Source organism: Enterococcus sp. ZQ21, assembly GCF_030053755.1.
Classification (GTDB): Bacteria; Bacillota; Bacilli; order Lactobacillales; family Enterococcaceae; genus Enterococcus_B; species Enterococcus_B lactis.
The window spans coordinates 150,453-166,046 of record NZ_CP125658.1; the positions used below are offsets into that span (position 1 = coordinate 150,453).

A 15,594-nucleotide genomic window follows, 5' to 3' on the forward strand; every position below is an offset into this window, starting at 1 on the left:
AGGAGACCAAATGACAGATGAATACTTGTTATCACCAGAAACTGGCGAAAATGAACTGAGTTTGGAAAAATCTCTTCGTCCGCAGTTGCTTTCTCAGTATATCGGGCAGAGAAAAGTCAAACAAGAACTTCAGATCTACATCGAAGCTGCCAGAAATCGGGAAGAACCATTAGATCATGTTCTGTTGTATGGGCCTCCTGGATTAGGGAAAACGACGATGGCTATGGTCATTGCTAATGAGATGACTGTGAACATTCGTACGACAAGCGGCCCCGCTATCGAACGTCCGGGTGATTTAGTAGCGATCTTGAATGAACTGGAAGCAGGGGATGTCCTATTTATCGATGAGATCCATCGATTGCCTAGAGTAGTAGAAGAGATGCTTTATTCGGCCATGGAAGATTTTTATGTAGACATCATGGTAGGACAAGGACCAACCGCACATCCGGTCCATTTCCCTCTTCCTCCCTTTACTTTGATTGGGGCGACGACACGAGCAGGTATGCTTTCTGCACCTTTACGCGATCGATTTGGCATCATTTCACATATGGAATATTATGACGAACAGGAACTGCAGGAGATCGTTTTACGTTCTTCGGATATTTTTCAAACAGAGATCATTGAAGAAGGGGCATTGGAAATTGCTCGCCGATCGCGAGGAACGCCTAGAATCGCGAATCGCTTACTCAAACGGGTTCGTGATTTTGCGCAAGTTCAAGGAGACGGGAAAATCGATCGTCCTATAGCAGATCAGGCGCTTACTTTGCTACAAGTCGATCAAGCTGGTTTGGATTATGTTGACCAGAAATTGTTACGGACGATGATCGAATTATATGGCGGCGGACCCGTAGGGTTAAGCACGCTTTCCGTAAATATAGGAGAAGAACGGGAAACAGTCGAAGATATGTATGAACCGTACTTGATCCAAAAAGGATTTTTAAAGCGTACACCTAGAGGGCGAATGGCTACGGCTTATGCTTATGAACATTTCGGCTACGACTATCATATGTGATTTTTGCTTTTAGATTGGAGGAAAATGAATGAGTGATACAACACGTACGAAACAATTGATCAAAAACGTATTGATTGATTTGTGCCAAACACAATCTTTTCGAAAAATCAGCGTCCAAAAAATCGCAAATGAAGCAAAAATCAATCGTCAAACATTTTATTATCATTTTACAGATAAATACGATTTGCTTCGTTGGGTCTATTGTGAGGATGCCTTGCATTATTTAGACCCGCAATGTCTTACTCTTGATAATTGGGAAGAGCAAGCATTGAAAATGCTGAAAGCAATTGCTGAAAAGAAAGAGTTTTACGCAAATACTGTGCTTTCTGACCAAGAAATTTTACAAAAAGAATTCTCTCAACTAATCCAAAAATCTTTTATCAAGATTTTTGAGCAAATGGATGAAGAAAGACAGCTTTCTGCAAAAGATAAACTATTTTATGCTCGTTTTTTTTCTTACGGTTGCAGCGGCGTGTTAGTCAATTGGATCACGAATGAATATGAAGAAACACCGATGGAAATCGCTATGCAGCTTTTCCGTTTAGCCAAGGATACGGAATTATACTCTTATCGTCTTTATGCAAAAGAAGAGTTGGAAGAACAGTAATAGAAATAATCTTTCGTTGAAAAAGCCATGATCGTTAAAAGGAGATGGGAAAATGACAAAAATTTTATTTGTTTGTTTGGGAAATATTTGCCGTTCACCAATGGCAGAAGGCTTGTTGAAGAAACGAATAGCATCAGAAGGAAAGGAAGCAGAATTTTTTGTGGATTCTGCTGCTACAAGTACGTATGAAGTTGGAAAGACACCGCACCCTGGAACGAAAAAAATATTGAACCAAGAAAATGTGGATATGACGAATATGGTTGCTCGTCAAATCACACCCCACGATTTTGAAACTTTTGATTGGATCATTGGCATGGATCAAGAAAATGTAGAAGAACTGAAAAGAAGAGCACCACGCTCAGCACAGGAAAAAATCCATTTGTTTTTAAGTAGCATCCCTGGAAAAGAAAAAGAAAATGTTCCCGATCCATACTATACCAATAACTTTGATGAGACATATCAATTGATCACAGAAGGGTTAGATCATTGGTGGAACATTTGGATGGATGAAAATAAAATAACAAACAGTTTCTAAAATTAGCGCTTTCTTTTTTTAGAGACGTTAGAGCATTTCCTTGTTTTTTTGCAAAATGTTAGGTAAAATAAGATTAATTAAGTAACACTTTCTTAGCTAAAGGAGGAGTGCATTCGATGAACGAAGAGACAGTACCACCAATGAAGAAGCTTACGAAGTTAGTTACTCATACCTCGTATCAACTTTTTGATTCTTTTGTAAATGACACTGAAGAACATGCTAAGAATGTACGATTGCAAGGAAAGTTTATTCTTGAGCTGCAAAAAGCTGCGAATGAACATAGTTTAGTTATCTTACAAGTAAGAGCGAATCGTTTGAGTAGCAAGTATGAAACGATCTCAGGTTGGGTGGCGACAAAAACGGTCGAAAAAGACCGAGTAATGATCCGCCTACAAAACGAAGAGCAGCAGATCCGCATGGTTCCCGTAGAACAAATTGAAAAAATAACAATCCTTTCGCCAGCAGGAGAACAGGAACGGTTATCAAAATAATTTATACCAGATAGAAAAGCACGTATGAGCTTGTACCATCAATCATTACTAATCAAAAATAACCGAATGCTTTAAGAGGATACCGATAAAACGAAACGTTTTACGATGAGTATCACAGCATGACAGCATTCGGTTGATTAGTTGAATCGATTGTATGGGACAAGTTTTTTTGATAAAAAAAGGTCCTGCTAGCCGGGGAGCTAGCAGGATAAGGAGTTAAAAATGAAAAAGTGTTGTTAGGGTTGTTTGTTGGTATGCTTATATAATAGTCATTAGTTGTGAATATTTTGTGACGAAAGTTTTCGAAAGTTGTTAAGTTTTTTTGCGAAATTTATTTTTATATCATGTATTTGTCTAAAATTTTATACTATAAAAAGACACGTTGTGCAATCAGCTACCCTTTGGTATTAGTTCAAAAAACGGTAAAATAGCTCCTTATATTTTGCTGTTTTGCTTTTCTAATACTTAAGCCAAGGCGCTGATTTCACAGCCTTTTTTTACAAATCCAGCGATTCCCATGAGTTAAGAACTATCTTTTCTCCAAAAAGAAATAATAGAAATAAAAGCCTTGATAATTGCGATAAAATAAAAATGGATAGATAAAATTCGAGAGAAACATGTATTGACGTGGCAGATGAAAGGGTCAGATTTGTTGGTGTATCAGGAGTGCCGTTAGAAGAACACAAGGAGAGAAAAGATGGAATTATTAGAAAAAGAAAGTATTGATTTTTATTTGGAACGTGATTGGACCGTGTTACGGTATGCTTTTTTCAAGGAAGAAGAGTATGACGGGCTAACTAGTCATCAGGAGGCAGTTTTAGAATTTCTCAATTACTCAAATAGATTGTGTGTGGCCAGGTCATGGCGGATTAGCGAAAGGCTTCTCGTAGTTTCTAAAAAAATATATGCACAAAAACTTTACGAATTCAGAGAAGAAAAAGTCAACTATACGGATATCCGTTTTTTTGACAAGATGAAAGAGTATCCTATTTATGTGAATAAAGAAATGATGAAGGCGAAAAGAATCACGCCTGAATCATTCTGGGCTGAGGATGGTATCTATCGGGCTTCTTTTCTTGATGCGCCTCAAGGAGCGGCAGGAACGGAAGAAGAATTTAACCAGTTGAATGATCGTCTTTTCCCAGATAAAGATCATCTGCATATTTACCTTTGGAATAATGAATTTACGAATTATTATAATAACGGTCGTTATTGGAATGGCGCTTATGTGTGGTCAGTGTATGACGAAAAAAGAAAGCGATTCACTGTTTTTGATGCTATATTGGTATTGGATTGAATTACTTCATAATAGTGAGATAGCGAGAATCTATATCTTTAAAATCATCATGTAATGAAACGAGAGGTAGTAAAAATCGGAGGAGGACAAAATGAAACTTTTGAAGGAGGTAACAGATCGATTATACAAGAAGTATATTCTAGATTTAGATTATGTTATTTTATCTGTATCAGATTATCAAGGATTAGATAGCCATCAAGAAGCTGCAATCATATTACTGAAATATGTAAATAATGAATGGTATAAAGGCGTTAGAGGGACAAAACCTATACGTAAACCTATGCCGTTTGTAGAGTTCATATTCCAAAAATGGTTACAGCAAAAAATGAAAGGTAAACCATCGGGTATGACTTTTCGTGAATATTTTCGTGAGCGTCGGAGTTTAAAAAGAACTGTAGATAACTATTGGCGAACGGAGAAGCCGATAAAAACGAGATTAGTACATACTGACTGGACATCTTTTGATCATGTGGCTGGTTACCCAATTTATTTGAATAAAGGGCGAATGATTCCATCTCCCATCGATTTTGAAGAAATGCTTCAGCCAGAAAGTCTTTATGAAGAGTTTTTTTTTGAAACATCTTATGGACTTTATGTAACAAAAGAAGAATATTTAGTGCTGAATAATTATTTGTTTCCTAATAAAAAAAACTTAATAGCCTATAGCTGGAATGACAGTTGGTCTAGTTATTTCACACCTGGGAGAGGATGGCGTGGAGCGCATATGTGGACGATTTATGACTCGTTAGAAAAGAGGATGGTTGTCATTGGTGCTTCAACGACGGATTAGTTTATATTTGTAAGAGTTAGCTAATATTACTGAATATAAAATGTATCAAAATAAAAAACCCGCAACGCGGGTTTTTTGTAGTTGCCTTTCTAAATCTGGAAAAGTGGTTAAAATATAGTATCTTCGATTTTTTCGAACGATAGTCTCAGTTTTTTGAATAATCACTCTAGCGGAGACAATATGATTATGACGATTGAATATATACCTCCGTTCATTCGTATTCGCTTACACATTTAATTATTCTTGAAAAAACGAAAGAGTACAAGGCGTAATAGAAAAAATCGATTTAAAAAATGTTTTTTATATTATTGGTGTTTCCTTCGTGTATTCTCATGGAAGACAGTAGTTATGTCAAATAATCGTTTGTTTTGGACGCATAATCGTTTACGTAACTGATAAAGAAAAAGAAGGGAGAAATTTATTCGTTTTAATATTAACATTATTTAATGTTTGCTTTTTTAGTATGTAAAAATAACTTTATTTAGAAAAAAGAGGTTGTGACTGAAGTGGTCAGCTTCAAGAAATAAGAAGAAATTGACGAAAATTGCTTCTCAAATTTTTGTAAAATTTCGGCTTATTTTTCGAAGAAGCTACTTCTGGAACACCGTGAATCAGAGGTTGTGAAAAAGTCGCTTAGTTTCGAGTAGTAAGAAAAATTTTGTGAAAATGGCTTTCCACATTTTTGCATAAATTTGGCTTAATACCGAGAAACTGGCTTTTGAACACCGTTTATTCGGAAAAAAAGGTCTGTGACAAGACTTTTGTCACAGACCTTTTGCTTTTTATTGATCCTGCGATTACTCGTCGCAATTTTTGTGAGAGCTTTTTCGCAAACTCTTTCTTAAAAAGTGTTCAAGAGACAACCTCTTTTATCAATCCAATACTTCTTCTTTCTTAGCGAAACTCCAAATCAGGCCGATAACGAAACCGATAACTGCTGGCACGATCCATCCCATCCCCAATTTGAAAAACGGCAAGTAGCTTTCCGCAACATGTAAAAGATTTTGAACGATAGGGGTTTGCTTGATAGATTCTGGGCAGGCATTCAACCCATCAAAAATCGAAGCAATCAATGTAAAATAGGTAGTCATCCGATAAACAGCTGTACGCTGCTTAAACAAAGGACCAACCAACACTAACAGAATCAATGTCATTGCTAATGGATAGATGAACATCAAAACAGGCAACGAAAATTGAATGATATTCGTCAAGCCTACATTTGCCGCTAAACAGGGAAGGATACTGGCAAGTGCAACAAAAAAGGCGTAATTTCTTTGCGGGAACAAATCCGTGAATGTTTCTGCAAAAGCTGTAATCAAACCAATACCAGTCTTCAAACAAGCTAATATAACGATGAATGCTAATAAGATACTTCCATAAGTGCCTAAATAATGATCAGCAATCTGAGCCAGCGTGATTCCGCCATTTTCACTTAGAGCAAAGCTACCTAAGCTCATAGCACCTAAATAAGCGAGCAAAGTATAAATGATTCCCATCAATATAATGCTGATCGCACCAGATTTGATCGTGTCTTTAGCGATTTCAGCAGGTTTTGTTACACCCATGTTTTGAATCGTCGTAACGATGATGATCCCAAATGCTAAAGCAGCAAGCGCATCTAATGTGTTATATCCTTGAGTAAATCCTGTGAAAAAAGCATGGTCTTGGTAATTTGGCTGAATAGGCGCTTGATTAACAGAGCCTAATGGATTCAAAAAAGCAAGGAGAAGCAATGCCCCTAATAAAACCAAAAATGCAGGATTCAGGAATTTTCCAACATAATCTAATATCTTTGTCGGTTTTCTTGAAAACCACCAAGCCAGCACAAAAAATACAATACTGAAAATTGCTAGATATAGCGTCTGTCTGCTAGGATCGATAAATGGTGCTAAACCAATCTCGAAAGATGTGGTCGCAAGGCGAGGTAAAGCAAAAAACGGTCCGATAACTAAGTAAAGCAAGATAGTAAAAACCATCGCATATGTTTGATTTATCCGTTTTGCTAATTCATATACACCTGAGCTTTTCGATACACCAATGGCAATCACCCCTAAGAAGGGAAGTCCGATACCGGTAACCAAGAAACCTAGATTCGCCCAAAAGGTAGCAGCGCCTGCTTCTTGACCCAAATGAACGGGAAAGATAAGATTTCCAGCACCAAAAAATAGACCGAAAAGCATGGAGCCTATAAAAAGATAGTCTTTAACTGATAATTTTTTTGTCATACATAACTCCTTTACGGTTTTTTTAAAAGTAACAAAATTTCGAAAAATATGCAACAATTTTCAGAAAATTTCCTATATAAAACGATGGTTATTTAATAACGTAAGTGATAAAATAAAAGCGCTGAATCATCTGAGGAGGAATCATCGTGACAAAGTCGAGATTAGAAGCATTTACTGATGGAGTAGTGGCCATCGTTTTGACAGTTCTTGTATTAGACATCAAGATTCCTGATCCATCTGGTTTTCATTCTTTGTGGGTCATCCGAAATACATTATTAGCTTATGCAATCAGTTTTATATTTGTTGCGGTAATTTGGGTGAACCATCATCGTATATTCCAGATGGCAGAACGCATCAATTACCGAGTGGTCTGGTCGAATATCTTTTGGCTCTTCTGGCTGACCTTATGTCCTTCCGTTACTAGTTGGGTCGGGCGTAACCCTGAAGCTTTTTGGCCTGAGATGGCTTATGTCTTAGTATACACGATGTGGAGTTTTTCTTTTGGTATATTGATGAGGCAAATCATGAAAGCAAATAAACCAGATTCCCATGTTGTGAGAGTTTTGTCAAAGGACCATCGAAGTTTTATCTCCATGTTTATTAACTTATGCTTGATTGTCGGTATCTTTTTTGTACCGATGATTGGGTTATTCGGACGTTTTTTCGTATCTGGTATTTGGATTTTTTCTTATAAAAAAGCAGATGCCTATTATCAGCGGTTGTTTCCGGGGAAATAAAAAGACTGTGACAAAAATCTTGTCACAGCCCTTTTTCCGAATAAACGGTGTTCTCCTACCAACTCCTCGGTCACAAGTCACAATATTCAATAAACATGAGAAGCTGTTTTTTGAAATTGCTCCTTGTGTCTCAGAGTGAAACGGCAGGCTCACGACCTCTTTCTTAAACGGTGTTTAAAAGCCAGTTTCTCGGTACTAAGCCAAATCTATGCAAAAATGTGGAAAGCCATTTTCACAAAATTTTTCTTACTACTCGAAACTAAGCGTCTTTTTCACAACCTCTGGTTCACGGTGTTCTAGAAGTAGCTTCTTTGAAATAAGCTGAAATTTCACAAAAATTTAAGAAGCAATTTTCGTCAATTCCTTCTTATTTCTTGAAGCTGACCACTTCTGTCACAACCTCTTTCTTACTTCTTACGTTCATATTTCATATGATAGATTAGTAATAGAAGCAAGAACCACACAGGTGTCAGTAATAAAGCGATTCTCGTATCTTTTCCTAGGAACAAGACGACACACACAAAGGCCATATAAAGAAAGACCAAATAATTACTCAATGGATACAGCGGCATTTTAAATGAATGTGCTTTTTTGCCGATGATACTTTTACGATATTTCATATGCGTGTAGACAAGCATACTCCAAATAAACAAGAAACAAGTAGTGGCAATACTGCTTACAAGTGTGAATACTTCACTAGGCATCACGTAATTCAAGATAACCGAAATGAAAATGACGATCGTAGAAAATGTCAAAGCATTCCCTGGAACATGATGTGTTGTTAACTTTTTGAATTTTTTAGGAGCACTTCCTTCTTGTGCTAAAGAACGAAGCATACGTCCTGTACTGTATATGGCGCTGTTGCAGGCAGAAGCTGCTGCACTTAATACGACTAGATTGATCAAGGATGCAGCAATCGTGATCCCAATTTCCGAAAATACCTCTACAAATGGACTATTATCTGGATTCAAACTATTCCATGGATAGATGGCCATAATGACAAAAAGAGAACCTAAGTAAAATAAGATGATCCTGATAGGAATATTATTGATAGCTTCCGGCAATACTTTTTCAGGATTTTCTGTTTCCCCAGCGACTAATCCAACTAATTCGATCCCAGCAAAAGCAAAGGTCACCATTTGGAAAGCCAAGATGAATCCTTTGGCACCAGTCGGAAAGAATCCGCCATGAGACCATAGATTCGTGATGCTGGCTGTGCCAATATCTGTCGTATAGTGGGTAAGGATCATATAAGCACCTACGAGGATAAAGGCAATGATCGCTACAACCTTGATCAAGGCAAACCAAAACTCTAACTCACCAAACAACGAGACAGCCACCATATTTAAGCAAAGAAGAAGACCTAATGCAATCAGTTCAGGAAGCCACTGAGGAACACCAGGCGCCCAGTAGCGAACATACATCCCGATGGCTGTTAAATCTGCCATTGCAATCGATACCCAGCAGAACCAATACGTCCAACCAGTAATGAAAGCCGCTTTTTTACCAAGATATTCTGCAACAAAATCCAGAAAAGAATGGTTATTAGTGTTTGATAACAGAAGTTCGCCTAACGCACGCATAATGAAAAAACAGATGCATCCAGTGATGAGATAGGCGAGCAATATCGAAGGGCCAGCTAGCTGGATAGACTTTCCGGAACCTAAAAACAGCCCCGTTCCAATCGCTCCGCCAATAGAAATCAGTTGGACATGTCTATTTTTCAGTCCACGCTGCAGTTCTTGCTCTTCATTCATTTTTAAATCATCCTAACTAAAAAAGTTTATATTACTTCCATATTAAGAGAGTTTTCTGAAAAACACAACTAAGATTCCAAAAATTTCAGAAATTTACCTTTTACGAGTAGGCGCAAAAAAAGAACTGCGGTAAACACCGCAGCTCTCTGTCCCAATCAGCGATTGATCCTAAGCATTTAAAATACGTGAAAGGAACTCTTTTGTACGTTCTTCTTTCGGATGGACGAAGATATCTTCTGGTGTACCTTCTTCTGCAATCACACCTTTATCCATAAAAATGACACGGTCAGATACATCTTTTGCAAATTCCATCTCATGCGTCACGATAAGCATCGTCAAGCCAGTATGTGCTAAGTCTTTGATCGTATTAAGCACTTCGCCAACCATTTCAGGGTCTAACGCCGAAGTAGGTTCATCGAATAACAATACATCTGGATTCATCGATAATGCCCGAGCAATTGCGACACGCTGCTTCTGCCCACCAGACAATTGTGCTGGTTTAGCTTCGACATAACGATCCATACCAACTTTTTCCAGATTTTCGATTGCTACTTTTTTGGCAGTTTCTTTATCTCGTTTCAGGACAGTTGTTTGTCCAGACATACAGTTTTCCAAGACGTTCATATTATTGAAGAGATTGAAGGATTGGAAAACCATACCTAGATTCGTTCGATATTTAGGTAAATTATATTTAGGAGCTAATACATTTTCTCCATTATAAATGATCTCGCCGCCTGTTGGTTTTTCTAGTAAATTGATACAGCGCAAGAAAGTAGATTTACCAGAACCAGAAGAACCGATGATCGTCACAACTTCACCTTTGTTGACTGTCACGCTGATATCTTTCAATACTTCATTTTCACCGAAGCTTTTTCTTAGATGGTTGATTTCAATAATTTTTTCACTCATGATTCTTCCTCCTTATTCCTGCAAATTTGAATTGTCGATTTCTTCAAGCTTTGTGTAAGCAGAAGGTCCATCGATTTTCTTTTCTACCGCACGCAGGATTCTGGTGATCGTAAAGGTCATGACTAAGTAGATGATCCCGACGATCGTAAATGTTTGGAAGAATTGGAAATTCGCACCGGAAGCAGAGTTCCCTTGGAAGAACAAATCAGCTACGCCGATTACACTTAAAACGGCTGTATCTTTGATATTGATAACAAATTCATTCCCCGTTGCCGGCAAGATATTCCGTAAAACTTGTGGAATAACAACTTTTCTCATCGTTTGGCCATGGGTCATACCAATGGCTTGCGCAGCTTCGAACTGTCCTTCATCTACTGCAAAAATCCCCCCGCGGACGATCTCTGTCATGTAAGCTCCAGTATTGAGAGAGACGATAAACAAAGCGGCAATCGTTCGATTCAACGAAATACCAAAAGCGAGTGCCAGACCGTAGAAGATGACCATTGCTTGTACCATCATCGGTGTTCCGCGGAATATTTCGACATAGATAGAAAGAAGTGCATTTCCGATTTTTTGGAAGAAGCGAGTCAGTGCATTTCCTGATTCAGGTACCGAACGGAAGACACCAATCAGTAATCCAAGTGTGGTACCGACAACTGTCCCGATCAATGCGATGAACAAGGTAAGTCCAGCACCTCGTAAGAACATATTGCCGTATTGTTTCCAAATCGTAGTGAAGTCAGAAATGATGCCGGGTTTTTCTTCACTATCAGTTGCAGCAGGCTGATCTTTGACTGCTTGGTCCATGATTTTTGTTCGTTCATCGTTAGAGATGCCAGAAAGAATCTGGTTTACTTTTTGGATATCCGGGTCGCCTTTACGCATACCAACAGAAATCTGAACATCTTCCGGGTTTGTCTGGAAGCCATCTGCACCGCTGAATTCGAGCATTTCCAAGTCTTTGTTCACACTAGTTGCCGTTACACCTTCCGGACGTTCGCTGACATAACCATCAATCATTCCAGAAGCTAACGCTGTTCTCATAGCTGAGAAATTATCCATTGCTTGTTGTTTCTGCACATCCGGTATCTGATCGATCACAGTATAATGGAAGGTATTTAACTGAGCAGTGATCTTTGCTCCAGAAAGATCTGCTAAACTTTTTGCCTTTGCGTATTTGCCATCTTTCTGGACTACTACTACTAATTGTGATTCATAATATGGATCGGTAAAATCAATTTCTTTTCGTCGTTCAGCAGTAGGGCTCATTCCGGCGATGATCGCATCGATCTTGCCTGATTGAAGGGCAGGAGCCAGACCATCCCATTTTGTTTGGACGATGACTAATTTTTTCCCTAAACCATCTGCTACTTTTTTAGCGATTTGAACATCATAACCGCCGGCGTAACTATTTTGGCCTTGGATTGGCAAGGCGTTATTCTCATCTGTTTGTTGAGACCAGTTGAAGGGTGCATACCCAGCCTCCATACCTACGCGAAACTCATCGCTCGGTGTTTTTTCATCTGCATTTGCCAGAGATCCCACACTGAATAGTGAGAAGACAAAAGCAAATAGTACGGCAACTGAAACCATATTTTTTTTCATTTTTTTCTCCCTTTCTGATTATATGATACACGAGCGGTCTAGATGAAATGCGGTAAAGCTTTATCTGAAAAAATAAAAAGCGACCGATTTATAGATATAAAAAGGCCGCTAAAATTCCATAAGGTGATAAACCTCTCACAAAACATAGCGCAACTTAGCATCACTGCTAAGACAGTCCGCAAGCTCTTAACTTGCGTCCCAACATACACTTCAAGCAAAAAAGTGTACATTTCGGCGATCCTCCCTATTCCTGCTTCTCCATGTTTGCTTCACTCCACAGGGTTAATGATTCTCGCGACCTCTACCTCATTGATTGAGGCATCTCGTATTCAGTTATTTATACAAAAAAAGTTTACGATACTCGAGAGGCTTTGTCAATCTATAACTGCTGTTTTTTGAAAAAATACTGATAAATATAGAAAACTTTACTTTTACCGAAAAAACAATCACAATGTGAATCATCTATCCATTGCAAACGATAGTATAATTATACACAAAAATGTATGTAACACAATAAAAAAAGAACTGAAACAGAAAATTTCCTGCATCCAGTTCCACCTCGATTATTTAAGCAGCCGCTTTCTTTGGCTCGCGTCCTAGGATCGCTTGCAAAAGAACAACGACACCGTAAATGGCTAATATTAGATAAATCAAACTTGAGTATTGGGTGATTCCCCAGCCCCATGTTCGATAAACGGCTAATGTAATGGCTAAAACAATGGCGGCAATCACGTTGAATAAAGCAAAAGCCCAAAGATTTCCGTTTTCTTTGCGTACAAGGTAAAAAACAGAGAAATAAACACTTAACGCTAACCAGGCGATGCAAGCCAGAATAACGCCCCAGTAAATAAAGAATGGTAACATATCGATTCACCTCACTTTTATACAGCAGTATTGTAACACGTTTTCATTCTTTTGTCAGTGAGGATTGTGATAAATTGTTCAAATGTACCTCACACTTTTTTATTCCTATTTTTCACACTTTTCAACAATAAATTTGTTGGAGTATGGGCTATAATGGAAAGTGAGGTGACAAAACATGAAACAAGGAACAGTAGACGAAGCAGCAAAAGAGATATTGACTCATCAGAAAATCACGTTTTTGACCGGTGCTGGGGTATCCACACCTTCTGGAGTGCCAGATTATCGATCACTGACAGGAATCTACCACGGAATGGAACAGCCGGAATACTTGCTGAGTCATCAAGCAATGGTAAATGAACCAGATAAATTCTATCAATTTGTCAAAAAGATTTATCATCCTGAAGCAAAACCAAATATTATTCATTTAGAAATGGCACGTCTAGCGAAAGAAAAAAATGTCTGGGTCGTTTCGCAAAATATCGATGGGTTGCACGCAAAAGCTAAAAGCCCGCAACTCGTCAATTTTCATGGAAGTTTGTATCAATGTCATTGTCGAAAATGTAAGCAAACAGTAGACTGGAAAGAATATCTTCACAGCGACAAACATCAAGCATGCGGCGGACAAATACGCCCAAACATCATGTTATATGGTGAAGGATTCCAAGATGAAGTCATTGAGCAGGCGGCTTACGCCGTCAGCCAAGCAGAGCTGGTCGTCATTGTTGGAACGAGTTTTCAAGTTCATCCATTTTGTGATCTGGTACAATTTCGCCAACCGTCAGCCAAAATTTTAGTAATCAATCAAACGCCTGTTTATTTAGCGGAACCTTATACGTTTATTCAGGAAGACGGAGCGGTTGTTTTCAAAAAAATACAAGAATTAGGAGTAGACTATGACTGAATTCAAAACAGAAAAAGAAAAAATGATTGCAGGCGAGCTTTATTTTGCCAATGATCCTGAGCTGGTTGCCGACCGTATGTTTGCAAGAAGTCAAAGCCAAATCATCAACCAAGCCGAATCAGCGGAACTGCGATCCCAATTGTTGAAAGAGACATTTGGTCGTACAGGAAAAAAAATCTATATGGAGCCAGTTATCAATTTTGATTACGGATATAATATATTTGTCGGTGAGAATTTTTATGCAAATTTCAACTGTACATTTTTAGATGTCAGCACAATCGAAATCGGTGATAACTGCATGTTCGCTCCCAATGTCCAGCTGTATACGGCAACACATCCATTACATCCAGTGAAACGTAACAGTGGTTTGGAGTACGCAAAACCCATAAAAATCGGTGATAATGTTTGGTTAGGCGGAGGCGTTATCGTCACGCCGGGTGTCACGCTAGGAAACAATGTAGTGGTCGGCGCAGGTTCGGTTGTGACCAAATCTTTCCCCGACAATGTAGTGATTGCAGGAAATCCTGCTCGTATCATCAAGACAGTAGAGGAAGAACCGTTAGAAGAGTCTCTTGAAACATTACGTCAAAAGATCGATACGATCGATCGAGAATTAGTTGCTTTATTAGAAAAAAGAATGGATACAGTAACTAAAATAGGACAAGTAAAAAAAGAAGGAAACCAAGCAGTTTATGATGAAAAAAGAGAGCAGCAAGTATTGGATAAAGTTGCTAAACTGCTGAAAAATAAGGGATACAAGGAAACAATAACAGACACATATGTTGATTTGATGAAACACTCGCGCGAATACCAAAACAAAATGAAGGAGGAATAAGTGTGATCGAAGGAGAGGCACGGCGAAAACAAATCATGCAAACCTTGGCAAATACAGAAAAACCAGTGAGTGCTAGCAAGTTTGCGAAAACTTTTGGAGTCAGCCGTCAGATTATTGTCGGTGATGTTGCTTTACTACGAGCGGCAGGTAAAAGTATTGTGGCAACAGCAAGAGGTTATATCCTTGAAACAGAAGAAACCAATACTGGACATATCAGTAAAATCGCGGTCCAGCATGGAAAAGATCAAACAGAAGAAGAGTTGAGACTCATCGTTGAAAATGGCGGTGAAATCATTGATGTGATCGTAGAACATCCGCTTTACGGTGAATTAACAGGCACGTTGCACATTAAAACGCCACAAGACATCGATTCATTTATGAGACGTTATCAAAAAAGCAATGCTTCTTTATTATCCGAACTCACAGGAGGAATCCATCTGCATACGATCCGCTACCCAGAAAAGCATATGCTGAAAACAATCAAGCAAGAACTAGCTGAAGCAGGTATCTTATACGAAGGATAACAAGCTCCATAAAAAAATAACACCGAAGAACTGGCGGAATTTAAACGCCAGTTTTTTTATTTTCAAGAAAAAGCAGTTCTTTTTGTTTAAGTAAACTGTTCTATACTTTTTAACAAGTCAGAAAAAAGGAGATGTTCAAGATGGACACTGATAAACAGAAAGAACAAAAAATCAGCTTATATATTGACAAAGGATTGGAATTTGATCAGTACAAAGAAAAACATTACACTAATTATTTAACTGCTATAACAGATACTGTGTTTAAGCATGCACCACAGATTTCTGATAAGAACATTCAACAGCAATTCTTTGAAAACTTTACGGCATATCTTTCCCCTGAAACAAAAGAATGGGCTTTATGGGAGGATTTCCAAAAGGTTAGCAGAAAGTTTGAAGAACTTAAATTAGAGAATATCTGTAAAAATCTGAATATAACTTTTGATAGTGAATCAATCGATTCTGAAAAAAAAAATTCGATGATTATTTGTACAACTTGAGAGGACAA

16 protein-coding genes and 1 riboswitch are annotated in these 15,594 nt (G+C 38.2%); of the genes, 11 read left to right on the forward strand and 5 right to left on the reverse strand.

The annotated features are described in order from the left end of the window. The first annotated feature begins 10 nt into the window (after positions 1–10). From ruvB to QK255_RS00780, 6 genes are all read left to right on the forward strand, one after another. Positions 11–1,012 (forward strand): Holliday junction branch migration DNA helicase RuvB, encoded by a 1,002-nt coding sequence (gene ruvB, locus QK255_RS00755; protein WP_002290529.1) that lies wholly within the window; start codon positions 11–13, stop codon positions 1,010–1,012. Positions 1,013–1,040: 28 nt separating this feature from the next. Next, positions 1,041–1,619: a TetR/AcrR family transcriptional regulator gene (locus QK255_RS00760; RefSeq protein WP_002290530.1), complete on the forward strand. Its 579-nt coding sequence runs from the start codon at positions 1,041–1,043 to the stop codon at positions 1,617–1,619. 52 nt (positions 1,620–1,671) lie between these two features. Next, positions 1,672–2,154 carry a low molecular weight protein-tyrosine-phosphatase gene (locus QK255_RS00765; protein ID WP_002290531.1) on the forward strand — a complete coding sequence of 161 codons (483 nt, stop codon included), beginning with the start codon at positions 1,672–1,674 and terminating at the stop codon, positions 2,152–2,154. Positions 2,155–2,270: 116 nt separating this feature from the next. Continuing rightward, positions 2,271–2,645, forward strand: a complete 375-nt coding sequence (locus tag QK255_RS00770; RefSeq protein ID WP_002290532.1) for a hypothetical protein — start codon at positions 2,271–2,273, stop codon at positions 2,643–2,645. A gap of 697 nt (positions 2,646–3,342) precedes the next feature. Further along, complete coding sequence (locus QK255_RS00775) at positions 3,343–3,942, forward strand: hypothetical protein (RefSeq protein ID WP_002290533.1); 600 nt, start codon at positions 3,343–3,345, stop codon at positions 3,940–3,942. 91 nt (positions 3,943–4,033) lie between these two features. Next, entirely contained in the window at positions 4,034–4,732 is a 699-nt protein-coding gene (locus QK255_RS00780) for a hypothetical protein (protein WP_002290534.1), read from the forward strand. An 872-nt stretch (positions 4,733–5,604) separates the two neighbouring features. Here QK255_RS00780 and brnQ read toward each other — a convergent pair. Further along, positions 5,605–6,957, reverse strand: coding sequence for a branched-chain amino acid transport system II carrier protein (brnQ, locus tag QK255_RS00785; protein WP_002290535.1), 1,353 nt, complete (start codon positions 6,955–6,957; stop codon positions 5,605–5,607). A gap of 146 nt (positions 6,958–7,103) precedes the next feature. Here brnQ and QK255_RS00790 point away from each other — a divergent pair, with 146 nt between their 5' ends. Continuing rightward, positions 7,104–7,694 (forward strand): TMEM175 family protein, encoded by a 591-nt coding sequence (locus QK255_RS00790; RefSeq protein WP_002290536.1) that lies wholly within the window; start codon positions 7,104–7,106, stop codon positions 7,692–7,694. Positions 7,695–8,101: 407 nt separating this feature from the next. On the opposite strand, the gene QK255_RS00795 is transcribed toward QK255_RS00790, so the two are convergent. The 4 genes from QK255_RS00795 to QK255_RS00810 form a co-directional block, all read right to left on the reverse strand. After that, positions 8,102–9,451: an amino acid permease gene (locus tag QK255_RS00795; protein WP_002293445.1), complete on the reverse strand. Its 1,350-nt coding sequence runs from the start codon at positions 9,449–9,451 to the stop codon at positions 8,102–8,104. Between the two features lie 168 nt (positions 9,452–9,619). Continuing rightward, positions 9,620–10,360, reverse strand: coding sequence for an amino acid ABC transporter ATP-binding protein (locus QK255_RS00800; RefSeq protein ID WP_002293446.1), 741 nt, complete (start codon positions 10,358–10,360; stop codon positions 9,620–9,622). 12 nt (positions 10,361–10,372) lie between these two features. Beyond that, positions 10,373–11,965, reverse strand: a complete 1,593-nt coding sequence (locus QK255_RS00805; RefSeq protein ID WP_002293447.1) for an ABC transporter permease subunit — start codon at positions 11,963–11,965, stop codon at positions 10,373–10,375. A 137-nt stretch (positions 11,966–12,102) separates the two neighbouring features. Continuing rightward, a riboswitch (Lysine riboswitch) is annotated at positions 12,103–12,277 on the reverse strand. A gap of 255 nt (positions 12,278–12,532) precedes the next feature. Continuing rightward, positions 12,533–12,829 (reverse strand): hypothetical protein, encoded by a 297-nt coding sequence (locus QK255_RS00810; RefSeq protein WP_002293448.1) that lies wholly within the window; start codon positions 12,827–12,829, stop codon positions 12,533–12,535. Between the two features lie 175 nt (positions 12,830–13,004). On the opposite strand from QK255_RS00810, the gene QK255_RS00815 reads away from it, so the two are divergent. The 4 genes from QK255_RS00815 (at position 13,005) to QK255_RS00830 (ending at position 15,586) form a co-directional block, all read left to right on the forward strand. Next, a complete protein-coding gene (locus QK255_RS00815; protein ID WP_002293449.1) occupies positions 13,005–13,730 on the forward strand; it encodes an NAD-dependent protein deacylase in 726 nt (241 codons plus the stop codon). Next, on the forward strand, positions 13,723–14,565 hold the full coding sequence (locus tag QK255_RS00820) for a chorismate mutase (RefSeq protein WP_002293450.1): 843 nt from the start codon (positions 13,723–13,725) through the stop codon (positions 14,563–14,565). The genes QK255_RS00815 and QK255_RS00820 overlap by 8 nt, the downstream gene beginning before the upstream one ends. Positions 14,566–14,567: 2 nt before the next feature. Beyond that, positions 14,568–15,089 carry a transcription repressor NadR gene (locus QK255_RS00825; RefSeq protein ID WP_002293451.1) on the forward strand — a complete coding sequence of 174 codons (522 nt, stop codon included), beginning with the start codon at positions 14,568–14,570 and terminating at the stop codon, positions 15,087–15,089. Between the two features lie 140 nt (positions 15,090–15,229). Next, the gene (locus tag QK255_RS00830) at positions 15,230–15,586 is read left to right on the forward strand and encodes a hypothetical protein (RefSeq protein ID WP_002293452.1); all 357 of its coding nucleotides are present in this window, start codon (positions 15,230–15,232) and stop codon (positions 15,584–15,586) included. Positions 15,587–15,594: the final 8 nt, after the last annotated feature.